Source organism: Agrococcus sediminis, assembly GCF_007923295.1.
Classification (GTDB): Bacteria; Actinomycetota; Actinomycetes; order Actinomycetales; family Microbacteriaceae; genus Agrococcus; species Agrococcus sediminis.
In genome coordinates, this window is record NZ_VOIR01000013.1 from 97,727 (window position 1) to 121,423 (window position 23,697).

The following is a 23,697-nucleotide window of genomic DNA, read 5'->3' on the forward strand; positions in this document are numbered from 1 at the left end:
AGGTCGGGGCCGCGCCCGTGGCCCCGACCGGCGTCGGCCCGGCAGGCGGCGCAGGCGGCGCGGTGCAGCCGGTGCCGATCGGTCCCGGCGCCAACCCGCTGCGCGACCCGTCCGACCAGCGCCTCACGCGCATCCCCGGGCCGAACGCGATGACGTTCTTCGGCGTGACCGGCGACCTCGCGCGGAAGAAGCTGCTGCCCGCCGTCTACGACCTCGCCAACCGCGGCCTGCTGCCGCCCGGCTTCGGGCTCGTGGGGTTCGGCCGCCGCGACTGGACGCACGAGCAGTTCGCCGACGTCGTCCGCGAGGCCGTGCAGCAGCACGCGCGCACCGCGTTCCGGGAGTCGGTCTGGCGCCAGCTCTCCGAGGGCATCCGCTTCGTGCAGGGCGACTTCGACGACGACGCGGCCTTCGACCGCCTCGCCGAGGTGCTCGACGAGCTCGACCGCACGCGCGGCACCATGGGCAACCACGCCTTCTACCTCTCGATCCCGCCGAACGCCTTCCCGCTCGTCACGCAGCAGCTGAAGCGCTCCGGCCTCGCCGAGGACGACGGCGACCGCTGGCGCCGCGTCGTCATCGAGAAGCCCTTCGGGCACGACCTCGCCTCCGCGCGCGAGCTGAACGCCGTCGTCGAGTCGGTGTTCCCGCCCGACAGCGTCTTCCGCATCGACCACTACCTCGGCAAGGAGACGGTGCAGAACATCCTCGCGCTGCGCTTCGCCAACGCGCTGTGGGAGCCGATCTGGAACGCCAACCACATCGACCACGTGCAGATCACGATGGCCGAGGACATCGGCGTCGGCGGCCGCGCCGGCTACTACGACGGCATCGGCGCCGCGCGCGACGTCATCCAGAACCACCTGCTCCAGCTGTTCGCGCTCACCGCCATGGAGGAGCCGGTCTCGTTCGACGTCGCCGACCTGCGGGTCGAGAAAGAGAAGGTGCTGCGCGCCGCGCGCGTGCCGCTCCCCCTCGACGAGTCGACCGCACGCGGCCAGTACGCCGCCGGCTGGCACGGCGGGGCGCTCGTGAAGGGCTTCCTCGAGGAGGAGGGCATGCGCCCCGACTCCGGCACCGAGACCTATGCGGCCGTGCGGCTCGAGGTCGACACGCGCCGCTGGGCGGGCGTGCCCTTCTACCTGCGCGCCGGCAAGCGGCTCGGCCGCCGCGTCACCGAGATCGCGATCGTCTTCAAGCGCGCCTCGCAGTACCTCTTCGACGCATCCGACATGCGCACGATGAGCGAGAACGCGCTCGTCATCCGCGTGCAGCCGGACGAGGGCGTCTCGATGCGCTTCGGCTCGAAGGTGCCCGGTCCCGGCATGCACGTGCGCGACGTGACGATGGACTTCGGCTACGGGCACGCGTTCACCGAGGAGAGCCCCGAGGCGTACGAGCGGCTCATCCTCGACGTGCTGCTCGGCGACCCGCCCCTGTTCCCCCGCCACGAGGAGGTCGAGCTCTCCTGGAAGATCCTCGACCCGATCGAGGAGCACTGGGAGGCGCAGGGCGGCCCCGTGGAGCAGTACCAGCCGGGCTCGTGGGGCCCGCGCAGCGCGCACGAGCTCCTCGCGCGCGACGGACGGCACTGGAGGCGACCGTGATCATCCGACTCTCCCGCACGAACACCGCGGAGGTGCAGCGACGGATGCTCGAGATCCGCGACGAGGGCGGCGTGGTCGCGCTCGGGCGGGTGCTGACGCTCGTCATCCACACGCAGATCGGCGGCGAGGAGGAGGCGATCCGCGCCGCCAACGCCGCCTCCCGCGAGCACCCGATGCGCGTCATCGTCGTCTCGCGGAACCCCGACCACGTCAATGCCGGCGAGGAGCCGCGCCTCGACGCCGAGCTGCGCGTGGGCGCCGACGCCGGCGCGAGCGAGGTCGTGCTGCTGCAGTGCTACGGCGAGCTCGGCTCGCACCTGCTCGGCATCGTGCAGGGCCTGCTGCTGCCCGACGCGCCCGTCGTCGCCTGGTGGCCGAGCTTCATGCCCGAGACGCCCTCCGCGGCGCAGCTCGGCCAGATCTCGCAGCGCCGCATCACCGACTCCGGCAGGCAGGCGGACCCGCACGCGGCGATCCTGTCGCTCGCCGGCTGCTACACGCCCGGCGACACCGACCTCGCGTGGACGCGGCTGACGAACTGGCGCGCGCACCTCGCGGCGCTGCTCGACCAGCCGCCCTTCGAGCCGGTGCACGGCGGCCGCGTCTCGGGCGACCTCGACAACCCGAGCGTGCACCTCATGGCCGCGTGGCTGCACCTGCGCCTCGGCGTGCCGATCGAGAAGGTCGAGGCGGGCGAGACCCCCACCGGCTCGAGCGGCCTGCACGCGGTCGAGCTGCAGCGCGACAGCGGCGACTCGTCCCTCACGCGCCTGCGCGACTCGGTGGGCGTGCTGCGCCAGCCCGGGCAGCCCGAGCACCACGTCGCGCTCTCGACCCGCGGGCTCGAGGACCAGCTCGCGGAGGAGCTGCGCAAGCTCGCGCCCGACGACATGTACCGCCAGGTGCTGCTGTCGACGCTGGAGCACGCGGCATGAGCCTCGTCGTGCACGAGGGCCGCGCCGCGCTCGTCGCGGCCACCGCCGACCGCCTCGTCGCGCTCCTGGCCGAGCTCGTCGAGGCCCGGGGGCGCGCGACCGTCGCGCTCACCGGCGGCAGCGTCGGCATCGAGCTGCTCGCGGCGCTCGTCGACTGCGAGGTCGACTGGTCGCGCGTGCACGTGACGTGGAGCGACGAGCGGTTCGTCGCCGCCGACTCCCCCGACCGCAACGCGCGGCAGGCGCGCGAGGCGCTGCTCGACCGCGTGCCGATCCCCGCGGGCAACGTGCACGAGCTGCCCGCGGCGGGCTCCGCGTCCCTCGACGAGGCCGCCGCGGCCGCGACGGCGATGCTGGCCGAGCTCGGCACCGTCGACCTGACGCTGCTGGGCATGGGCCCGGATGCGCATGTGGCGTCGCTCTTCCCCGGCCTGCCGGGCGTGGCGCAGCCGGGCACCGGCGTGATCGCGGTGCGCGACTCCCCCAAGCCCCCGCCCGAGCGGCTGAGCTTCACGGTCGGCGCGATCGGCGCATCCGATCGCGTCTGGCTCGTCGTCGCCGGCGCCGACAAGGCCGAGGCGGTCGCGCTCGCACGCTCGGGCGCCTCGCCCGACGCCGCTCCGGCGGCCGCGGCGCACGGCCGGGTCGAGACGCTCTGGCTGCTCGACGACGAAGCGGCCGCCCTGCTGGAGCAGGACGGCCGCTAGGCGGGTCGGTCGCGGGTCAGCCGCGGCCCTCCGCGGAGCGCAGCTTCTGCAGCGCCTCGTCGAGCAGCTGCACGGCCTCCTCGGGCGTGCGGCGCTCCTTCACGTAGGCGAGGTGCGTCTTGTACGGCTCGTTCTTCGAGAGCTGCGGCGGGTGCTCCTTGTCGCGGCCGGCGGGCAGGCCCGTCGACGGCGAGTCGATCACCTCGGGGATCTCGTCCTCGGGGAGGTCGGCCGCGAAGTAGCGGACCGTCTCGTTGCCCATCGCGTCCCAGTACGAGACCGCCACGCGCTCGGCGTGGAAGCCGCGGTCCTGCTCGCCCATGGGGCCCGCACCGACGCGCGAGCCGCGGATCGCGCTGCCACCGGAGGCCATCAGATGCCCGCGATCTTGGTGATGAGGCCGAGCACCACGATCGACGCGAGCCAGGCGAGGCTGACCACGACGGTGATGGTGTTGAGGTTGCGCTCCGCGACGCCCGACGAGCCGAGCGACGAGCCGACGCCGCCACCGAACATGTCGGACAGGCCGCCTCCGCGGCCCTTGTGCAGCAGGATGAACAGCGTCAGCAGCACAGACGTGATGCCGAGGATCACCTGCATGATGATCTGGAGAATCTCCACTAGCCCTCTTTCCGAATCCTCGACCGAGGTCGATGCCGTGGCGCAGGCCACGGGAAGTCCAACGAGCATCCTACCGCAGGGATTCCCGGCGGCCGGGTGCCGCGGCGGCGGCTCAGGTGCCGACGTGGTGCTGGAAGCGGCTGATGGCCGCGAACTCCGCCGCGTCGAGGCTCGCCCCGCCGACGAGCGCGCCGTCGATGTCGGGCTCGCGCATGAAGCCGGCGATGTTGCCCGACTTCACGCTGCCGCCGTAGAGGATGCGGGTCGCCGCCGCCGCCTCGTCGCCGCGCACCTCGGCGAGCGTCTGGCGCAGCGCCTGGCACACCTGCTGCGCCTGGTCGGCCGTGGCCGCCTGGCCCGAGCCGATCGCCCAGACGGGCTCGTACGCGACGACGATCTCGCCGGCCGCGGGCAGCTCGGCGAGCACGTCGCGCAGCTGCTGCACGGGCACCGCCGACGCGCCGTGCTGCTCGAGGTCCTCGGCCGTCTCGCCGACGCAGATCACTGGCGTGACGCCGTGGCGGAGCGCCGCGGCGGCCTTGCGGCCGACGATCGCGTCGGTCTCGCCGTGGTCCTGGCGGCGCTCGGAGTGGCCGACGATCGCGTAGGCGCAGTCGAGCTTCGCGAGCATCGCGGCGGACACCTCGCCCGTGTGGGCGCCCGCGTCGTGCTCCGAGACGTCCTGGGCGCCGTGCCGCAGCTCGAAGCGCTCGGCCGAGATGAGCGTCTGCACGCTGCGCAGGCCGGTGAAGGGCGGGAAGACCGCCACCTCGACCGCCGCGTGGTCGTGCTTCGCGTCCTGCAGCGTCCAGGCGAGCTTCTGCACGAGCGCGATCGCCTGCAGGTGGTCCTGGTGCATCTTCCAGTTGCCCGCGATCAGCGGGGTGCGGCTCGTGGTCATGGCCATTCCTCTCGTCACCAGCCCAGTGCTTCCAGGCCCGGCAGCCGGGCGCCCTCGAGGAACTCGAGGCTCGCGCCGCCGCCGGTGGAGATGTGCCCGAAGTCGTCGTCGGCGAAGCCGAGCTGGCGCACCGCGGCGGCGGAGTCGCCGCCGCCGACGACCGCGAGGCCGTCCACCTCGGTGAGCGCCTGGGCGACGGCCTTCGTGCCGGCAGCGAACGCCTCCATCTCGAACACGCCCATCGGGCCGTTCCAGAAGACGGTGCGCGCACCGCGGATGGCGTCGGCGAACGCCGCGGCGGAGTCGGGCCCGATGTCGAGCCCGATGCCCGAGGCACCGAAGCGGGACTGCTCGATCGCGTCGGACGCGACGGTCTCGTGCGCCGCGTCGGCGGCGAAGGACTCGGCGACGACGACGTCGGTCGGCAGCAGCAGCTCGACCCCCAGCTCCTCGGCCTGCGCGATGTAGCCGCGCACGCGCTCGAGCTGCTCCTCCTCGAGGAGGCTCGCGGCGACGCCGTGGCCCTGCGCGGCGAGGAACGTGAAGAGCATCCCGCCGCCGATGAGCAGGCGGTCGACGCGCGGCAGCAGGTGCTCGATGACGCCGAGCTTGTCGCTCACCTTCGAGCCGCCGAGCACGACCGCGTACGGCCGCTCGGGCGACTCGGTCAGGCGCGAGAGCACGTCGAGCTCGCGCTCGACGAGCAGGCCGGCGGCGCTGGGGAGCGCCTGGGCGAGCTCGAAGACGCTCGCCTGCTCGCGATGCACGACGCCGAAGCCGTCGGAGACGAACGCGTCGGCCCCGGTCGCGAGCTCGGCGGCGAGGGCCGCGCGCTCGGCGGCGTCCTCGCTGGTCTCCCGCGGGTCGAAGCGCAGGTTCTCGAGCAGCGCGAGCTGCCCGTCCTGCAGGGCGATCCGCACGCGCTGCGCATCCTCGCCCACCGTGTCGGCGGCGAAGGCGACCGGCGAGCCGAGCAGCTCCTCCAGCCGCCGCGCCACCGGCGCGAGCGAGTACTTCGCCTCCGGCGCGCCCTTCGGGCGGCCGAGGTGCGAGATCGCCACGACCCTCGCGCCCTGCTCGAGCAGGGTGCGGAGGGTCGGCAGCGATGCGACGATGCGCCCCTCGTCGGTGATCTCGCCGTCCTGCAGCGGCACGTTGAAGTCGCACCGGATGAGGACGGTCCTGCCGGCGAGGTCGCCGAGGGTGTCGAGCGTGCGGATCGCCATGCGGATCAGAGCTTCGAGCCCACGTGCTCGGCGAGGTCGACGAGGCGGCAGGAGTAGCCCCACTCGTTGTCGTACCACGACGAGATCTTGACCTGGTCGCCCATCACCTTGGTGAGGCCGGAGTCGAAGATCGACGAGAACGGGTTGCCGACGATGTCGCTCGAGACGATCTCGTCCTCGGTGTACTGCAGGTAGCCCTTGAGCGGGCCCGACTCGGCGGCGGCCTTGTAGGCGGCGTTGATCTCGTCGACGGTGAGGCCGTCGCGGGTCTGCACCGTCAGGTCGGTGATCGAGCCGGTCGGCGTCGGCACGCGCAGCGCGTAGCCGTCGAGCAGGCCGTTGAGCTCCGGCAGCACGAGGCCGATGGCCTTCGCGGCGCCGGTCGAGGTCGGGATGATCGAGAGCGCTGCGGCGCGGGCGCGGCGCAGGTCGCTGTGCGGGCCGTCCTGCAGATTCTGGTCGGCCGTGTAGGCGTGCACCGTCGTCATGAGGCCGCGCTCGATGCCGAAGGACTCGTGGAAGACCTTCGCGAGCGGCGCGAGGCAGTTCGTCGTGCACGACGCGTTCGAGATGACGTGGTCGTTCTCGGGGTCGTACTGCTCGTGGTTGACGCCCATCACGAACGTGGGCGCGGGGCCCTTCGCGGGAGCGGAGAGGATGACCTTCTTCGCGCCGGCCGTCAGGTGCGCGGAGGCCTCCTCGACCTTCGTGAAGCGGCCGGTCGACTCGATGACGACGTCGACGTCGAGCTCGCCCCAGGGCAGCTTCGACGGGTCCTTCTCGGCGAAGGCGCGGAAGTCGTCGTCGCCGACGCGGATGTGGCTCTCGTCGAAGCTCACCGGCGCGTCGATCGGCCCGGAGACCGAGTCGTACTTCAGCAGGTGGGCGAGGGTCTTGTTGTCGGTCAGATCGTTGACCGCGACGACGTCGATGTCAGCGCCCTGGGCAAGCGCTGCACGGACGAAGTTGCGGCCGATCCGGCCGAAGCCGTTGATGGCGACCTTCAGAGTCATGGGATGGGTTTCCTGACTGTCGGGGTGGAGAAGAGGCCCCGGGCGACGTGCCCGGGGCCCCGGTCACATGGTGACGTTTCGGGTCAGCGGACGATGAGTCCCGCGGTCTGCGCCTTGGCGGCGTCGAACCGGGCCTGGGCGTCCTGCCAGTTGACGATGTTCCAGAACGCCTTGACGTAGTCGGCCTTGACGTTGAGGTAGTCGAGGTAGAAGGCGTGCTCCCACATGTCGAGCATGAGGATCGGGTGCGCGCCGACCGGCACGTTGCCCTGCTGGTCGAAGAGCTGGAAGACGTTGAGGCGCGAGGCGATCGAGTCCCACGCGAGCACCGACCAGCCGGAGCCCTGGATGCCCGTGGCGTTCGCGGTGAAGTGCGCCTGGAACTTCGAGAAGTCGCCGAAGAACTCGCCGATCGCGGCCCGCAGCTCGCCCTCGGGCTCGCCGCCGCCGTCGCCGGAGAGGTTGTTCCAGAACACGGTGTGGTTCGTGTGCCCGCCGAGGTTGAACGCGAGGTCCTTCTCGAGCTTGTTGACGTTCGTCAGGTCGTCCGCGTCGCGCGCGGCCTGCAGCTTCTCGAGCGCGGTGTTCGCGCCGTCGACGTACGCCTTGTGGTGCTTGTCGTGGTGGAGCTCCATGATCTTCGCGGAGATGTGGGGCTCGAGTGCCGCGTAGTCGTAGGGCAGATCGGGAAGGGTGTAGACGGCCATGGGGCTCTCCTCTCTTGCGCGCGTCGCGCGCCGATTGGTCGATCTCGATCCTATCCACGGCCCCTGCACGAGTCAGGAGCGCGGATGCCGGGCGTCACACGTCGATGTCCTCCGGCACGGCGGCCTCGGTGTCGGGGATGCCGCGGTCCTGCGCGGCGCGGTCGGCCATCGCGAGCAGGCGTCGGATGCGGCCCGCCACGGCGTCCTTCGTCATCGTCGGGGTGGCGAGGTGGCCGAGCTCGTCGAGGCTCGCGTCGCGGTGCTCGACGCGCAGCCTGCCGGCGTAGGCGAGGTGCTCGGGCACGTCGGGGCCGAGGATCTCGAGCGCGCGCTCGATCCGCGCGCACGCCGCGACGGCCGCCTGCGCGCTCCGGCGCAGGTTGGCGTCGTCGAAGTTCACGAGCCGGTTGGCGGTGGCGCGCACCTCGCGCCGCTGCCGCAGCTCGGCCCACGCCTGCACGGTCTCGTGGGCGCCCATGGTGGTGAGCATGCGCGAGATCGGCTCGCCCTCGCGGATGACGACGCGGTGCGTGCCGCGCACCTCGCGCGACTTCGCGGGCACGCCGAGCCGGCCGGCGGCGCCGACGAGCGCCATCGCCGCCTCGTTGCCCGGGCAGGCCACCTCGAGCGCCGCGGAGCGCCCCGGGTCGGAGAGCGTGCCCTGGGCGAGGAAGGCGCCGCGCCAGACGCCCGCGAGGTCCTCGAGCGAGCCCGTGGTGACCTTGTTGGGCAGGCCGCGGACGGGCTTGCGCCGCGCATCCATCAGCCCCGTCTGCCGCGCGAGGGTCTCGCCCTCGGCGATGACCCGCACGAGGTAGGCGCCGCTCGAGCGGCTCGACGAGGAGGACGAGATGCGGGCGATCTCGGCCTTCACGCCGTAGAGCTCGAGGATGCTGCGCGCGAGCCTCGCGGCGGCGGCGGCGGAGTCGAGCTCGCTCTCGACCGCGACGCGGTTCGAGATCACGTGCAGGCCGCCGGCGAAGCGCAGGAGGGTCGCGACCTCTGCCGCCTTCGTCTGGGGTCGCGTCACGCGCACCCGCGCGAGCTCCTCCTTGACGTCGTCGGTCAATGCCACGCCTGCTCCCTTCGTCATTCGCGCCCCAGGTCTCGATGCTTCACGGCCACGCGCAGCCCGGGCGTGCCCGACAGCCGCGAGGCCAGGTGCTCGGCCATCGCCACCGAGCGGTGCTTCCCGCCGGTGCAGCCGACGCCCAGCACGGCGTGCAGCTTGTTCTCGCGCGCGAAGCCGGCCAGCACCGGCCGCAGCGCCTCGAGGTAGCGATCGGCGAACTCCGCCGCCCCCTCCTGCTCGAGCACGTAGTCGGCCACGAGCTGCTCGGTGCCGTCGTGGCCCCGCAGCTCGGGCTTCCAGAACGGGTTCGGCAGGAACCGCATGTCGGCGATCAGGTCGGCATCGACGGGGATGCCGTACTTGAAGCCGAAGCTCATCACCGTCAGCGTCACCTCGAGCTCGCCACCGGGCGCGAAGCGCTCCCCCACCCGGCGCGTCAGCTGGTGGGGGTTGAGCCCGGTGGTGTCGAGCAGGTCGTCGGCCATGCCGCGCAGCGCCTCGAGGCGCGTGCGCTCCATGCGGATGCCGTCGAGGATCGTGCCGTCGCCCTGCAGCGGGTGGGGCCGGCGCACCTGCTCGTAGCGGCGCACGAGCTCGGCGTCGCTCGCCTCGAGGAAGAGCACCCGCACGGAGTGCTCGGCGCGCAGCATCTCGACGAAGCGCTTCGCGTCGTCGAAGAGGGCGCCGCCGCGCACGTCGACGACGATCGCGAGGCGGGACTCGGTGGATGCGCTGGTGGCGGCGGTGCGCACCAGCGCGCGGAGCATGGTGGGCGGCAGGTTGTCGACCACGAACCAGCCGAGGTCCTCGAGCGCATTGGCGACCGTGGTGCGACCCGCGCCGGACATGCCGGTGATGATCACGATCTCTCTTGCGTTCACGGTTCCGATTCCTGTCGCTGGGGTTCGGCGACCATCGTATCGGCGTTGAGCGCTCGCGCCACGGCCAGCGCGAGCGCCGGCCCGACGCCCGCGACCTCCTGCAGCTGCTCGGGGCTCGCCGCGCGCACGCGCTTCGCCGAGCCGAAGTGCTTGAGCAGCGCGCGCACGCGCGACGGCCCGAGCCCAGGGATGCCGCTCAGCTGCGACTCGATCGCGCTCGAGCGCTTCTGCCGCTGGTAGCCGATCGCGACGCGGTGCGCCTCGTCGCGGAGGCACTGCACGAGGTAGAGCGCCTCGCTCGAGCGCGGCAGGATCACCGGGAACTCCTCGTCGGGCAGCCACAGCTCCTCGAGCCGCTTGGCGATGCCGGCGAGCGCGACGCCCCGCACGCCCGCCTCGTCGAGCGCGCGCTTCGCCGCCTGCACCTGCGGACGGCCGCCGTCGACGAGCAGCAGCTGCGGCGTGTAGGCGAACCGCGACCCGGTGTCCTCCGGGTCGCCCTCGACGAGGTAGCGCGCGCGGCGGGTGATGATCTGGTGGATCGAGTCGGTGTCGTCGGTCGTCTGCGCGATCGCGAACTTGCGGTACTGGTCCTTGCGCGGCAGCCCGTCCTCGAACACCACCATCGACGCGACGACGCCGGTGCCGCCGAGGTGCGAGACGTCGAAGCACTCGATGCGCAGCGGCGCCTCGCCCATGCCGAGCGCCTCCTGCAGGTCGGCGAGCGCCTGCGAGCGGGTGACGTAGTCGCTCGTGCGCTTCGTGCGGGCCACCTGCAGCGCGTGGGCCGCGTTGACCGCCGCGGAGTCGGCGAGCCGGCGCTTCTCGCCGCGCTGCGCGACGCGCACCGCGACGCGCCCGCCGAGCCCCTGGTCGGCGCGGCGGTCGGTGAGCCACGCCTCGAGCTCGTGCACGCTCTCGGGCTGCTTCGGGAAGAGCACCTCGCGCGCGGGCGGGTCGCCCGTCTCGTAGGCGATGCGCAGCACCTGGGTGGCGAGCTCGCCCTCGGTGAGGTCGATCTCGGTGTCGACCACCCACGACTTCGTGCCGCGGATGCGGCCGCCCCGCACCGCGAACAGGTGCACGGCCGCGCTCAGCTCGTCGTGCACGAGGCCGAAGACGTCGGCGTCGACCTTGTCGGAGAGCACGACGCTCGTGCGCGCCAGCACCGTCTCGAGCGCCGAGAGCTGGTCGCGCAGGCGCGCGGCCCGCTCGAACTCGAGCCGCGCGCTCGCGCGCTGCATCTGCTCCCGCACCCGGTCGACGAACTCCTGGTCGCCGCCGTTCATGAAGGCGACGAGGTCGTTGGCCGTCGCACGATGCTCCTCGAGCGTGACGCGCCCGACGCACGGCGCCGAGCACTTGCCGATGTCGCCCAGCAGGCACGGCCGGCCGGTGCGCTCGGCCCGGTCGTAGACCGACTGGCTGCACGAGCGCATCGGGAAGGCCTTCAGCAGCAGGTCGAGCGTCTCGCGGATCGCCCAGACCTTCGTGTAGGGCCCGAAGTAGCGCGCCCCGCGGATGCCGCGGTTGCGCGTGATGAGCGCCCGCGGCACGTCGTCGCGCATCGTCACGGCGAGGTACGGGTACGACTTGTCGTCGCGGAACTGCACGTTGAAGGGCGGCTCGTACTCCTTGATCCAGGTGAACTCGAGCTGCAGCGCCTCGAACTCGCTCGCGACGATCGTCCACTCGACGCGCACGGCCGTCAGCACCATCCGGCGGGTGCGCTCGTGCAGCGTCTCGAGCGGCTGGAAGTAGTTCGCGAGCCGCTGCCGCAGGTTCTTCGCCTTGCCGACGTAGAGCACGCGCTCGTGCTCGTCGCGGAAGCGGTACACGCCGGGCGCGGTGGGGATCGTGCCGGGCGCCGGCTTGTACGCGACCGTGCGCGAGCCGGGGGCGCGGCTCATCGCACTCCCGCGCCCAGGATCTCCTTCAGGAAGCCGCCCGTGTGGCTGGCCTCGACCTCCGCCACCTCCTCGGGGGTGCCGGTCGCCACGATGGTGCCGCCCCCGGAGCCGCCCTCGGGACCGAGGTCGATGATCCAGTCGGCGCTCTTGATCACGTCGAGCGAGTGCTCGATCGTGAGCACCGTGTTGCCCTTCTCGACCAGGCCGTCGAGCACCTCGAGCAGCTTCCGCACGTCGTCGAAGTGCAGGCCCGTGGTGGGCTCGTCAAGCACGTAGATGGCGCGGCCGGAGGTGCGGCGCTGCAGCTCGGTCGCGAGCTTCACGCGCTGCGCCTCGCCGCCGGAGAGCGTCGTCGCCGACTGCCCGAGCCGCACGTAGCCGAGGCCGACGTCGACCAGGGTCTTCAGGTAGCGGTGGATCGACGAGATCGGCTGGAAGAACTCGGCGGCCTCCTCGATCGGCATCGCCAGCACGTCGGCGATCGACTTGCCCTTGTAGTGCACCGAGAGCGTGTCGCGGTTGTAGCGCGCGCCGTGGCACACCTCGCACTCGACGTAGACGTCGGGCAGGAAGTTCATCTCGATCTTGAGCGTGCCGTCGCCCTGGCACGCCTCGCAGCGGCCGCCCTTGACGTTGAAGGAGAAGCGGCCGGCGAGGTAGCCGCGGGCCTTCGCCTCGGAGGTCTCGGCGAACAGGTTGCGGATCTTGTCGAACACGCCCGTGTAGGTCGCGGGGTTGGAGCGAGGCGTGCGGCCGATCGGCCCCTGGTCGACGTGGATCGCCTTGTCGAGGTGGCCGAGCCCGGTGACGCGCGTGTGCTTCGCGGGCACCTGGCGGGCGCCGTTGAGCGCGTTGGCGAGCACCTTGTAGAGGATGTCGTTGACGAGCGTCGACTTGCCGGAGCCGGAGACGCCTGTGACGGCGACGAACACGCCGAGCGGGATGTCGACGTCGATGCCCTGCAGGTTGTTGGCCCGCGCGCCCTCGATGCGCAGCTTGCGGCCGGGGTCGAGCGGCCGGCGGCGCTCGGGCACCGGGATCGACTCGCGCCCGGCGAGGTAGGCACCGGTGAGCGATGTCGGGTGCTCGAGCAGCGACTCGTAGGTGCCCGAGTGCACCACCTCGCCGCCGCGCTCGCCCGCGCCCGGGCCGATGTCGACCACCCAGTCGGCGGTGCGGATGGTGTCCTCGTCGTGCTCGACGACGATGAGCGTGTTGCCGAGGTCGCGGAGCGTCTCGAGCGTGCCGATGAGCTTGCGGTTGTCGCGCTGGTGCAGGCCGATCGAGGGCTCGTCGAGCACGTACAGCACGCCGGTGAGGCCGGCGCCGATCTGCGTGGCGAGGCGGATGCGCTGGGCCTCGCCGCCCGAGAGCGTCGCGGCCGCGCGCGAGAGCGACAGGTAGCCGAGCCCGACGCGGATGAGGAAGTCGAGCCGCGCGCGGATCTCGCGCAGCACCGCGGCCGCGATGTGCGCCTCGCGCTCGTCGAGCTCGAGGCCGTGCATGTACGCGTGCGCGTCGTCGAGGCTCATGTCGGCGACGGTGGCGATCGAGCTGCCGTGCACGAGCACGCCCAGCACCTCGGGGCGCAGGCGCGCGCCGCCGCACTCGGGGCACGGCACCTCGCGCAGGAACTCGCCGTGCTTCGACCGCGCCCAGTCGCTGTCGGCCTCGGTGTGCTTGCGCTGGATGTAGGGCATGACGCCCTCGTAGCCCGACGCGTACTTCAGCTGCCGGCCGTAGCGGTTGCGCCACTGGACCATGACGTTGCCCTCGGTGCCGTGCAGGATGACGTGGCGCACGTCGCTGTCGAGGTCGCGCCAGGGGGTGTCGAGCGAGAAGCCCATCTCGCGCGCGAGGCCGCCGAGCAGCCGCTCGAAGTAGGTGTAGAGCCCCTTGCCCGACTGCGTCCACGGCAGGATCGCGCCCTCGCGCAGCGACAGCGCCTCGTCGGCGATCACGAGGTCGGCGTCGGCGGCCATGCGCGTGCCGATGCCGGTGCACTCGGGGCACGCGCCGAACGGGGCGTTGAACGAGAAGGTGCGCGGCTCGATCTCGGTGAGCGCGACGGGGTGCCGGTTCGGGCACGAGAGCTTCTCGCTGAAGGTGCGGCGCCGGCCCTCGTCGTCCTCCTCGAGGTCGACGTAGTCGATCGTCGCGAGCCCGTCGGCGAGCCGCAGGGCGGTCTCGAGCGAGTCGGTCAGGCGCGTGAGCATGCCGGGCTCGGCCACCAGCCGGTCGACGACGACGGCGATGTCGTGCTTCTGCTGCTTCTTGAGCGCCGGCGCGTCGGCGAGCTGCACGAGCTCGCCGTCGATGACGGCGCGCGAGTAGCCGGTGGCGACGAGGTTGCGCACCAGGTCGACGAACTCGCCCTTCTTCTGCTGCACGACCGGCGCGAGGATCTGGAAGCGCGTGCGCTCAGGCAGCTCCATGAGCTCGTCGGCGATCTGCTGCACCGTCTGGCGCTGGATGCGCTCGCCGCAGACGGGGCAGTGCGGCACGCCGATGCGCGCCCACAGCAGGCGCATGTAGTCGAACACCTCGGTGATGGTGCCGACGGTCGAGCGCGGGTTGCGGTTGGTCGACTTCTGGTCGATCGACACCGCCGGGCTCAGCCCCTCGATGAAGTCGACGTCGGGGCGGTCGACCTGGCCGAGGAACTGTCGCGCGTAGGCCGACAGCGACTCGACGTAGCGGCGCTGCCCCTCGGCGAAGATGGTGTCGAACGCGAGCGACGACTTGCCGGAGCCGGAGAGCCCCGTGAACACCACCAGCGCGTCGCGCGGGATGCGCAGATCGACGTCCTTGAGGTTGTGCTCGCGCGCGCCGCGCACGTGCAGCTCGGAGGTGTTCGTGGTCCTGGTCGTCACCCGACGAGTCTACGAGCGGCCACCCACACGGCGGCCCGTGTTCGCGCTCGGCTCATCCCCCGACGGCGTCCTGGCTCACGCCTCGACGCGCGCGATCGGCTCGTCGAGGGCCACCGACGCGCCCTCCTCGGCGAGGCGCCGCAGCGTGCCCGTGCGGTGCGCGGCGACGCGCGTCTCCATCTTCATCGCGTCGACGACCGCGACGGCCTGGCCGGACTCCACCGCAGCCCCGTCCTCCACGAGCCATCGCACGAGCGTGCCCGGCACGGGCGCCGTCACCGCCGAGGCGTCCGCGGCCGGCGCGGCGGGCTCCGCCGCCGACGCCGAGCCGCCGGGCGCCGCGAGCAGTCCGTCGGGCAGCCCGAGCACGACGCGGCGGCCGTCGACCTCGATCGCCACGCGGCGCAGTCGGGCGCCGGGGGCGGGCGCGGGCCGCAGCTGGGGCTCGAGGCGCGGCATGAGGTCGGCCTCGATCCACTGCGTCGAGACCGCGAAGCCCCCGGTCGAGAAGGCCGGCTCGTCGAGCACCGCCTCGGCGAACGGCGCCACGGTGGCGACGCCGACGACCTCGAGCTCGCGGAGCGCCCGGCGCATGCGCACGAGGGCGGCGTCGCGGTCGGGCGCGTGCACGATGAGCTTCGCCGCGAGCGAGTCGAACGCCGCCTCGACGCGGTCGCCGGCCTCGACGCCCGCGTCCCAGCGCACGCCCGGGCCCGCCGGCGCCCGCAGCGCCTCGACGAGGCCCGGGCTCGGGAGGAACCCGCGGCCCGGGTCCTCGGCGTTCAGCCGCAGCTCGATCGCGTGGCCCGACGGCGCGGGCGTCTCGCGGATCGACGGGCCGAGCCCCTCGGCGATGCGCAGCTGCTCGCGCACGAGGTCGACCCCGGTGACGGCCTCGGTGACCGGATGCTCGACCTGCAGCCGGGTGTTCACCTCGAGGAACGAGATGGTGCCGTCGGCTCCCAGGAGGAACTCGACCGTGCCCGCGCCGCGGTAGTCGACGGCGGCGCAGATCGCGCGCGACGCGTCGTGGATGCGGGCCCGCTGCGCGTCGGTGAGACCGGGCGCGGGCGCCTCCTCGATGAGCTTCTGGCTGCGCCGCTGCAGCGAGCAGTCGCGGTCGCCGACCACGACCACGCCGCCCGCGCCGTCGCCGAGCACCTGCGCCTCGACGTGCCGCGGCCGCTCGAGGTAGCGCTCGATGAAGCACTCCCCGCGGCCGAACGCCGCGATCGCCTCGCGCGTGGCCGAGCCGAACGCATCCGCGACCTCGTCGATGGTGCGCGCGACCTTCAGGCCGCGGCCGCCGCCGCCGAACGCCGCCTTCACGACCACCGGCAGCCCGTGCTCGCGCGCGAACGCGACCGCCTCGTCGGCGTCGGCCAGCGGCCGGTCGGTGCCGGCCGCGAGCGGCGCGCCCGCCTCCTGCGCGATGCGGCGCGCCGTGACCTTGTCGCCGAGCGCGTCGATGCTCTCGGGCGTCGGCCCGATCCACGTGAGGCCCGCCTCCTCGACGGCGCGCGCGAACGCGGCGCTCTCGGAGAGGAAGCCGTAGCCGGGGTGCACCGCGTCGGCGCCGGCGGTGCGGGCGGCCGCGAGCAGCGCGTCGATGCTGAGGTACGTCTCGGCGGCGGTCGTGCCCTCGAGCGCGACGGCCTCGTCGGCGTGCCGCACGTGCATCGCGTCGACGTCCTGGTCGGCGTACACGGAGACCGAGCGGTAGCCGGCCTCGGCGCAGGCGCGCGCGATGCGCACGGCGATCTCGCCGCGATTGGCGATCAGGATCTTCTCCACGTCGTCCTCCTGGTCAGTGGGGCGGCACCGCGATGCGGAACCGGATGCGGGCGCCCGGCGGCAGCTGCCCGGCGAGGTCGAGGTCGCGGTCGACGACCGCGCCGATGATCGGGTAGCCGCCCGTGAGCGGGTGGTCGGGCAGGAAGAGCACCGGCTGGCCGTCGGGCGGCACCTGGATGGCGCCGGTCACCGCGCCCTCGCTCTCGAGCTCGCCCTCGCGGGAGCGCTCGAGCGGCGTCGCGCCCTCGAGGCGCACGCCCACCCGGTCGGAGCGCGGCGTCACGAGCCACTCCTGCTCGACGAGCGCCGCGAGGGCGTCGTCGGCGAACCAGTCGGAGCGCGGGCCCAGCACGATGCCGAGCTCGACGACGTCGCCCGGGCGGGGCAGGCGGATGCGGGGGGCCCGGGTGCGCTCGACCGCCGCCGTGCCGCCGGCCGGGCCGTGCAGGGGCAGCGCGTCCCCCGCTGCGAGCGGCGCGGGGCCGAGCCCGGCGAGCGTGTCGGTCGCGAGGCTGCCGAGCACCGGGTCGAGGGCGATGCCGCCGCGGATGGCGATCACGGTGCGCAGGCCGTCGTGCAGGCCGCCGATGCGCAGCTCGTCGCCGTCGTCGAGCGCGACGGCACGCTCGGGCTCGACGGCGTGCGGGCCGTGCGGCGTCTCGAGCGACGCCTCGGCGTGGGCGCCGGCGAGCGCGACCACGGCGGGGCCGCGGAACCGCAGCACCGCTCCCCCGCCGGCGAGCTCGAGCCCGGCGGTGCCGGGCGGGTTGCCGACGGCGCGGTTCGCCTCGCGCAGCGCGCCCCGGTCGGCGGCGCCGGAGGCCGAGACGCCCTGGGCCGCGAGGCCGGGCCGGCCGAGGTCCTGCACGAGCAGCTGCACGCCGGGCCGCACGACCTCCACCGCGTGCGCGGCCGTCACGGCGTCGCGCCGCGGCGCCGCGGGTGCGGCGAGCTCGCGGTCGACGCGCTCGAAGCGCACCGCCGTGCCGGGCGCGAGCAGCGCGGGCGGGTCGCGGTCGAGGTCCCACATCTGCGCGTCGGTGCGGCCGATCAGCTGCCAGCCGCCCGGGCTCTCCTTCGGGTAGACGCCCGAGAAGCGGCCCGCGAGGGCCACGGAGCCGGCGGGGATGCGCGTGCGGGGCGACGGACGGCGCGGCACGTCGAAGAGCGGGTCGTCGCCGACGAGGTAGCCGAAGCCCGGCGCGAAGCCGGTGAAGGCGACGGTCCAAGTGGCCGCCTGGTGCCGAGCGACGAGCTCGTCCTCGCTCACGCCGAGCACCTGCGCGACCTCGGCGAGGTCCTCGCCGTCGTAGCGCACCGGGATCACGACGGAGCCGAGGCCCGCCGCGCGCGACTCCTCCGGAGCCACCGCGAGCAGCCGCTCCGAGAGCGCCCGGGCGTCGACGAGCGTCGGATCGAAGCGCACGAGCACCGTGCGCGCGGCCGGCACGAGCTCGGTGACGCCGGGGAGCCGGGCGGCGACGAGCGCCGGCAGCAGCCGCATGGCCTCGTCGAGGTCGGCCGCCTCGAGCAGGAGCGCCGTGTCGGCGGCGGGCAGCACCCTCACCGCCGAGCCCCCTGCGCCGCGCTCACAGCGCGTACGCCGCGTCGGGCACGTCGGTGATGAGCATGTGGCCGGGCGCGTGCGTCAGTGCGAACGGCGGGCGCGACGTCATGATCGCCGCCTGCGGCGTGACGCCGCAGGCCCAGAACACCGGCAGCTCGCCGTCGCGCAGCTCGGGCGCATCGCCGAAGTCGGGCGCGCCGAGGTCGGCGATCCCGAGCGACGCCGGGTCGCCGACGTGCACGGGCGCGCCGTGGACGGCCGGGAACCGGCCGGAGATCGCCACGGCGTCGGCGACGCGCGCGGCGGGGATCGGCCGCATCGACACCACGAGCTCGCCCCGCAGGCGACCCGCAGGCGCGCAGTCGACCGAGGTGCGGTACATCGGCACGTTGCGCCCGAGCTCCTGGTGGCGGATCGGGATGCCGGCGTCGGCGAGTCCCGCCTCGAAGGTGAAGGAGCAGCCGATCAGGAACGAGACGAGGTCCGGGTGCTCCTCCCACGCCGCCGACGCATCCGTGGTCTCCTCCGCGAGCTCGCCGTCGCGCCAGATGCGGTAGGCGGGCAGGTCGGTGCGCAGGTCGCTGCCCGGCGCGAGGCTCGACTCGGTGCGGCCGGCCTCCAGCACCTCGAGCACGGGGCACGGCTTGGGGTTGCGCTGCGCGAACAGCAGGGTCTCGAACGCCCAGTCGGCCGGTACGGCGATGAGGTTCGCCTGCACGAGCCCGTGCGCGACGCCGCTCGTCGGGGCGACGGCGCCGCCGCGGAAGGCGGCGCGCGCCGCGCGCGCCTCGGCGAGCTGCGCCTCGGAGGCGCGCGCGCTCATCGCGCGCCCCCGGCGAACGGGGCGATCGTGACGCCCGCCGCCTCGAGCGCCGAGCGGGTGGCCTCGGCCATCGCGATCGCGCCCTCGCTGTCGCCGTGCACGCAGATCGACTCGGCCCGCACGGCGACGTCGGTGCCGTCGACGGCGCGCACGACGCCCTCCTGCGCCAGCCGCACCATCCTGACCGCGACGAGCGCCGGGTCGTGCAGCACCGCGCCGGGCTCGGTGCGCGACACGAGCAGCCCCTCCGGCGTGTACGCCCGGTCGGCGAACGCCTCGGCCGCGGTGGCGATGCCGGCCCGCTCGGCGACGTCGAGCAGCACGCCGCCCGCGAGGCCGAGCAGCACGAGCGAGGGATCGATCGCGCGGATGGCGTTGACGACGTCCTGCGCCTGGCGCTCGTCGCGCGCGATCGCGTTGTAGAGCGCGCCGTGCGGCTTCACGTAGACCGTACGCCCGCCGACCGCCGACGCGAGCGCCTGCAGCGCACCCAGCTGGTACTCGACCTCGGCCTGCAGGGTCGCCGAGTCGACGTCCATCGGCAGCCGGCCGAAGCCCTCGTAGTCGCGATAGCCGGGGTGCGCGCCGATCGCGACCCCCTGCGCGACCGCGGCCGCGAGGGTGGCGCGGATGCCCTGGGGGCTGCCTGCGTGGAAGCCGCAGGAGACGTTCGCGCTCGTGACGACGCGCAGCATCGCCTCGTCGTCGCCGACGACCCGGTCGGGCACGTTCTCGCCCAGGTCGCTGTTGAGGTCGATCGTGGTCATGCCGCTCCTCCCGCTCAGACGCCGACGCCCAGGAAGGCGAAGATCGGCCCGATGGACATGATGCCCATGTAGAGGCTGAGCAGCGTCGCGAGCGTGCCGACGATCAGCAGCCAGCGCGGGTAGCGGTAGCCGCCGAGCACGTCGCGCTGGCGGAACCAGCCGATGTACATGAAGATCGCGAGGCCGATCGGCAGGATGAGCCCGTTGAAGCCGCCGACGAAGACCAGGATCGCCGCGGGCGCCGTGCCGATGAGCAGGTAGACGATGAGCGACACGACGATGAACGCGACCGTCGCGAGCTGCAGCGGCCAGCCCGAGGCGAGGCGCTTCGAGAAGACCGACATGAACGTCGCAGAGGTGAACGCAGCGCCGATCACCGAGGTGATCGCGGCAGCCCAGAAGATGAAGCCGAAGATGCGCAGGCCCGCGTCGCCGAGCACGACGCCGAACGCCTGGCCGGCCGGGTTGGCGGCCTGGCCCGAGAGGTCGAGGGTGACGCCCGACGCGACCACGCCGAGGATGGCGAGGAAGAGCACGTAGCGCATCACGCCGGTGACGAGGATGCCCTGCATCGATGCGCGGTGCACGCCCTGCACGTGGTCGGGGCCGATGAGGCCCGACTCGAGGTAGCGGTGCGCGCCGGCGTAGGTGATGTAGCCGCCGACCGTGCCGCCGACGATGGTCGTGATCGTGGCGAAGTTCAGCTCGTCCGGCACGAAGGTCTGCCGCAGCGCGTCGCCCACCGGCGGCTGCGACGCGATCGCGACGGCGACGGTCATGACGATCATGCCGATGCCGAGCACCATGACGACGATGTCGACGACGCGGCCCGCGCGCTTGAAGAGGAAGATGCCGATCGCCAGGAGGCCCGTGAGCAGGCCGCCGATCTTCGGGTCGAGCCCCAGCAGGGCGTTGAGGCCGAGGCCGCCGCCCGCGATGTTGCCGATGTTGAAGGCGAGGCCGCCGATGATGATGAGCACCCCGAGCACGTGGCCCGAGTAGGGCAGGGCGCTGTTCGCGAGGTCGCCGGCGCGCTTGCCGGAGACGGTGATCATGCGCCAGATGTTCATCTGCACGGCGAAGTCGATGAGCACCGAGGCGAGGATCGCGAACGCGAACGCCGCGCCGAGCTGGGCGGTGAAGGTCGCGGTCTGCGTGATGAAGCCCGGGCCGATGGCCGAGGTCGCCATGAGGAAGATGGCGCCGAGGATCGGGCCCCTCCGGCTCTTCGCGAAGGCCTTGGCCCTCGTGCCCGCGTCGGCCTCGCCGGCGGTCGTGTGCTGTGCGTCGGTCATCGGATCCCCATCTCCGTCGAAGGGCTCTGCTGCGCGGGGAGCGCAGACCAGAGCGTAGCTTCCGTAGGACATTGTCGCAACGATTGTTGAACAATCTGGGTCCGGAATGTTTCGTCCTCGTTGCATCGCGCCGTAGCATCCGACTATGAGCGACCACGGGACGACCCTCGCCGACACCCTGCGCGAGCAGATCATCCAGGGCGCGTTCGCGCCCGGCGAGCGGCTCTCCGAGGCGTCCCTCGCCGACCGGCTCGACGTCTCCCGCAACACGCTCCGCGAGGCGTTCCGCGTGCTCGCCCAGCACGGGCTCGTCGAGCACGTGCCCCACCGCGGCGTCTCCGTCGCCTCCCCCACGACCGCCGACGTCATCGACATCTACCGCGCGCGCCGGCTCATCGAGGGCGGCGTGCTGCGCGAGGCGTCGTCGCTGCATCCCGGCGTGACCGCCATGCGCGCGGCGCTCGAACGGGCCGAGGATGCGCTGGGCCGGGCCGACTGGACGGTCGTGGGCAGCGCCAACATGGCGTTCCACGCGGCGCTCGTGTCGCTCGCCGACAGCCCCCGCCTGACGCGCGCGCACGACCAGCTCGCGGCGGAGCTGCGCCTCGCGTTCCTCGCGATCGACGACCCTGAGTCGCTGCACCGCCCGTTCGTGGCGAAGAACCGCACCGTGCTCGAGGCGCTCACCGACGAGGGGCCCGCCCGCGCCGCCGAGGAGCTCGAGCGCTACCTCGTCGACTCGGAGCGGCGCGTGCTGGGCGCGTACTCGCGGATGGGGCGGCGGTGAGGTGAGCGGCTAGCTGGCCCCTCGGCCCGGGACGGGCCCCGGCGCGGCGCTCGCCCCCTCGGCCCGGGACGGGCCTCGGCGCGGCGCTCCCCCCTCGGCCCGGGACGGGCCTCGGCGTCAGGCCAGGAAGGGGCCAGCAATGGCCCCTTCCCTAACTGGCCTGACGCATCTGCCGCAGGTCGCGCTTCAGGTCGTGCAGCTCGTCGCGGATGCGTGCCGCGAGCTCGAACTTCAGCTCGCCCGCCGCCTCGGTCATCTGCGCCGTGAGGTCGGCGATGATCGCCTCCAGCTGCGCCGGCCCGTCGAGATCGGAGCGGTCGCGCGCGAGCCTCGGCGTCGGCGCACCGCGCTTGGTGCCGGCGAGCAGCTCGTCGGTGTCGGCCTGCTCGCGCGAGAGCACCTCGGTGATGTCGGCGATGCGGCGCCGCAGCGGCGTCGGGTCGATGCCGTGCTCGGTGTTGTACGCGACCTGCACCGCGCGCCGGCGGTCGGTCTCGTCGATCGCGAGGCGCATCGAGTCGGTGATGCGGTCGGCGTACATGTGCACCTCGCCCGACACGTTGCGGGCGGCGCGGCCGATGGTCTGGATGAGCGAGGTCGACGAGCGCAGGAACCCCTCCTTGTCGGCGTCGAGGATCGAGACGAGCGACACCTCCGGCAGGTCGAGGCCCTCGCGCAGCAGGTTGATGCCGACGAGCACGTCGAACACGCCCTGCCGCAGCTGCGTCAGCAGCTCGACGCGCCGCAGCGTGTCGACGTCGGAGTGCAGGTAGCGCACCCGCACGCCCGCCTCCGTGAAGTACTCGGTGAGCTCCTCGGCCATCTTCTTCGTCAGCGTCGTCACGAGCACGCGCTCGTCGCGCTCGGCGCGCACGCGGATCTCCTCGAGCAGGTCGTCGATCTGGCCCTTCGTGGGCTTGACGACGAGCTTCGGGTCGACGAGGCCCGTCGGGCGGATGATCTGCTCGACGACCGTGTCGGCGAGGCCCATCTCGTACTTGCCCGGCGTCGCCGACAGGTAGACCTTCTGCGGCGTGCGCTCGAGGAACTCGTCGAACTTCAGCGGCCGGTTGTCGAGCGCGCTCGGGAGCCGGAAGCCGTGCTCGACGAGCGAGCGCTTGCGGCTCGCATCGCCCTCGTACATGGCGCCGATCTGCGGCACGGTGACGTGCGACTCGTCGATCACGACGAGGAAGTCGTCGGCGAAGTAGTCGAGCAGGCAGTGCGGCGGCTCCCCCGGCCCGCGGCCGTCGATGTGGCGCGAGTAGTTCTCGATGCCCGAGCAGAAGCCGATCTGCTCCATCATCTCGAGGTCGAACGTCGTGCGCATGCGCAGCCGCTGCGCCTCGAGCAGCTTGCCCTCGCGCTCGAGCTCCTTCAGGCGGCCGTCGAGCTCGTCGCGGATGCGCTCCATCGCCCGGTGCATGCGCTCGTTGCCGGCCACGTAGTGGCTGCCGGGGAAGATCGACACCGCGTCGTGCGTCTCGAGCACCTCGCCCGTGAGCGGGTGGAGCGTCGACAGCGCCTCGATCTCGTCGCCGAAGAGCTCGATGCGGATCGCGTGCTCCTCGTACATCGGGATGATCTCGATCGTGTCGCCGCGCACGCGGAAGGTGCCGCGCGTGAACGCGACGTCGTTGCGCTGGTACTGCATCGCGACGAACCGGCGCAGCAGCGCCTGGCGGTCGACGCGCATGCCGACCTGCAGCGCCACCATCGCCTCGAGGTACTCCTCGGGCGTGCCGAGGCCGTAGATGCAGGAGACGGTCGAGACGACGATCACGTCGCGCCGCGACAGCAGCGCGTTCGTCGCGGAGTGCCGCAGCCGCTCGACCTCGGCGTTGAGCGAGGAGTCCTTCTCGATGAAGGTGTCCGTCTGCGGGATGTACGCCTCGGGCTGGTAGTAGTCGTAGTACGAGACGAAGTACTCGACGGCGTTGTTGGGCAGCAGCTCGCGGAACTCGTTTGCGAGCTGCGCGGCGAGCGTCTTGTTGTGGGCGAGCACGAGGGTGGGCCGCTGCACCTGCTCGACGAGCCACGCGGTGGTCGCGCTCTTGCCGGTGCCCGTCGCGCCGAGCAGCACCACGTCGGTCTCGCCGCGCCCGAGCGCGTCGGCGAGCTCGCGGATGGCCTTCGGCTGGTCGCCGCTCGGCTGGTACTCGCTGATGACCTCGAACGGCCGCACGGCACGGGTCGGTTCCATGCCTCCAG

Annotated in this window: 20 protein-coding genes; 4 read left to right on the plus strand and 16 right to left on the minus strand. The window is 72.9% G+C overall.

The genetic code is table 11. The annotated features are described in order from the left end of the window. Positions 1–62 precede the first annotated feature (62 nt). From zwf to pgl, 3 genes are read left to right on the plus strand one after another with little or no spacing between them, the layout of a single operon-like run. Positions 63–1,607, plus strand: a complete 1,545-nt coding sequence (gene zwf / locus FQ330_RS13540) for a glucose-6-phosphate dehydrogenase (RefSeq protein ID WP_225792743.1) — start codon at positions 63–65, stop codon at positions 1,605–1,607. Continuing rightward, positions 1,604–2,542: a glucose-6-phosphate dehydrogenase assembly protein OpcA gene (locus FQ330_RS06345; protein WP_225792722.1), complete on the plus strand. Its 939-nt coding sequence runs from the start codon at positions 1,604–1,606 to the stop codon at positions 2,540–2,542. Before zwf ends, FQ330_RS06345 begins: the two co-directional genes overlap by 4 nt. Further along, positions 2,539–3,249 (plus strand): 6-phosphogluconolactonase, encoded by a 711-nt coding sequence (gene pgl / locus FQ330_RS06350; protein ID WP_146356118.1) that lies wholly within the window; start codon positions 2,539–2,541, stop codon positions 3,247–3,249. Before FQ330_RS06345 ends, pgl begins: the two co-directional genes overlap by 4 nt. Before the next feature lie 16 nt (positions 3,250–3,265). Here pgl and FQ330_RS06355 read toward each other — a convergent pair whose 3' ends face one another. The 15 genes from FQ330_RS06355 to FQ330_RS06425 all read right to left on the minus strand — a co-directional run bounded on the left by FQ330_RS06355 (position 3,266) and on the right by FQ330_RS06425 (position 20,699). Continuing rightward, positions 3,266–3,622, minus strand: a complete 357-nt coding sequence (locus FQ330_RS06355; RefSeq protein ID WP_128189680.1) for an RNA polymerase-binding protein RbpA — start codon at positions 3,620–3,622, stop codon at positions 3,266–3,268. Continuing rightward, complete coding sequence (gene secG / locus FQ330_RS06360; protein WP_128189698.1) at positions 3,622–3,870, minus strand: preprotein translocase subunit SecG; 249 nt, start codon at positions 3,868–3,870, stop codon at positions 3,622–3,624. The genes FQ330_RS06355 and secG overlap by 1 nt, the downstream gene beginning before the upstream one ends. A gap of 112 nt (positions 3,871–3,982) precedes the next feature. After that, positions 3,983–4,777, minus strand: a complete 795-nt coding sequence (tpiA, locus tag FQ330_RS06365) for a triose-phosphate isomerase (protein ID WP_146356120.1) — start codon at positions 4,775–4,777, stop codon at positions 3,983–3,985. Between the two features lie 8 nt (positions 4,778–4,785). Then, positions 4,786–5,997: a phosphoglycerate kinase gene (locus tag FQ330_RS06370; RefSeq protein ID WP_146356122.1), complete on the minus strand. Its 1,212-nt coding sequence runs from the start codon at positions 5,995–5,997 to the stop codon at positions 4,786–4,788. 5 nt (positions 5,998–6,002) lie between these two features. Next, on the minus strand, positions 6,003–7,010 hold the full coding sequence (gene gap, locus FQ330_RS06375) for a type I glyceraldehyde-3-phosphate dehydrogenase (RefSeq protein ID WP_146356124.1): 1,008 nt from the start codon (positions 7,008–7,010) through the stop codon (positions 6,003–6,005). A gap of 83 nt (positions 7,011–7,093) precedes the next feature. Beyond that, the gene (locus FQ330_RS06380; protein WP_146356126.1) at positions 7,094–7,717 is read right to left on the minus strand and encodes a superoxide dismutase; all 624 of its coding nucleotides are present in this window, start codon (positions 7,715–7,717) and stop codon (positions 7,094–7,096) included. A 94-nt stretch (positions 7,718–7,811) separates the two neighbouring features. Next, entirely contained in the window at positions 7,812–8,792 is a 981-nt protein-coding gene (gene whiA / locus FQ330_RS06385; RefSeq protein ID WP_146356128.1) for a DNA-binding protein WhiA, read from the minus strand. Positions 8,793–8,806: 14 nt separating this feature from the next. Next, positions 8,807–9,670, minus strand: a complete 864-nt coding sequence (gene rapZ / locus FQ330_RS06390) for an RNase adapter RapZ (RefSeq protein ID WP_225792723.1) — start codon at positions 9,668–9,670, stop codon at positions 8,807–8,809. Further along, complete coding sequence (gene uvrC, locus FQ330_RS06395) at positions 9,667–11,580, minus strand: excinuclease ABC subunit UvrC (RefSeq protein WP_146356130.1); 1,914 nt, start codon at positions 11,578–11,580, stop codon at positions 9,667–9,669. Before uvrC ends, rapZ begins: the two co-directional genes overlap by 4 nt. Then, positions 11,577–14,453 (minus strand): excinuclease ABC subunit UvrA, encoded by a 2,877-nt coding sequence (gene uvrA, locus FQ330_RS06400; protein ID WP_146356132.1) that lies wholly within the window; start codon positions 14,451–14,453, stop codon positions 11,577–11,579. Before uvrA ends, uvrC begins: the two co-directional genes overlap by 4 nt. A 75-nt stretch (positions 14,454–14,528) precedes the next feature. Further along, a complete protein-coding gene (locus FQ330_RS06405; RefSeq protein ID WP_146356134.1) occupies positions 14,529–16,247 on the minus strand; it encodes an acetyl/propionyl/methylcrotonyl-CoA carboxylase subunit alpha in 1,719 nt (572 codons plus the stop codon). 13 nt (positions 16,248–16,260) lie between these two features. Beyond that, complete coding sequence (locus FQ330_RS06410; RefSeq protein ID WP_146356136.1) at positions 16,261–17,814, minus strand: 5-oxoprolinase subunit B/C family protein; 1,554 nt, start codon at positions 17,812–17,814, stop codon at positions 16,261–16,263. 22 nt (positions 17,815–17,836) lie between these two features. Beyond that, positions 17,837–18,637: a putative hydro-lyase gene (locus tag FQ330_RS06415; RefSeq protein ID WP_146356139.1), complete on the minus strand. Its 801-nt coding sequence runs from the start codon at positions 18,635–18,637 to the stop codon at positions 17,837–17,839. After that, a complete protein-coding gene (locus tag FQ330_RS06420; RefSeq protein ID WP_146356141.1) occupies positions 18,634–19,404 on the minus strand; it encodes a LamB/YcsF family protein in 771 nt (256 codons plus the stop codon). The genes FQ330_RS06415 and FQ330_RS06420 overlap by 4 nt, the downstream gene beginning before the upstream one ends. 14 nt (positions 19,405–19,418) lie before the next feature. Continuing rightward, the gene (locus FQ330_RS06425; protein ID WP_146356143.1) at positions 19,419–20,699 is read right to left on the minus strand and encodes an NRAMP family divalent metal transporter; all 1,281 of its coding nucleotides are present in this window, start codon (positions 20,697–20,699) and stop codon (positions 19,419–19,421) included. A 145-nt stretch (positions 20,700–20,844) separates the two neighbouring features. On the opposite strand from FQ330_RS06425, the gene FQ330_RS06430 reads away from it, so the two are divergent. Further along, the gene (locus FQ330_RS06430) at positions 20,845–21,486 is read left to right on the plus strand and encodes a GntR family transcriptional regulator (protein ID WP_128190440.1); all 642 of its coding nucleotides are present in this window, start codon (positions 20,845–20,847) and stop codon (positions 21,484–21,486) included. Between the two features lie 151 nt (positions 21,487–21,637). Here FQ330_RS06430 and uvrB read toward each other — a convergent pair whose 3' ends face one another. After that, positions 21,638–23,689, minus strand: a complete 2,052-nt coding sequence (uvrB, locus tag FQ330_RS06435; protein WP_146356145.1) for an excinuclease ABC subunit UvrB — start codon at positions 23,687–23,689, stop codon at positions 21,638–21,640. Between the last annotated feature and the right edge of the window lie 8 nt (positions 23,690–23,697).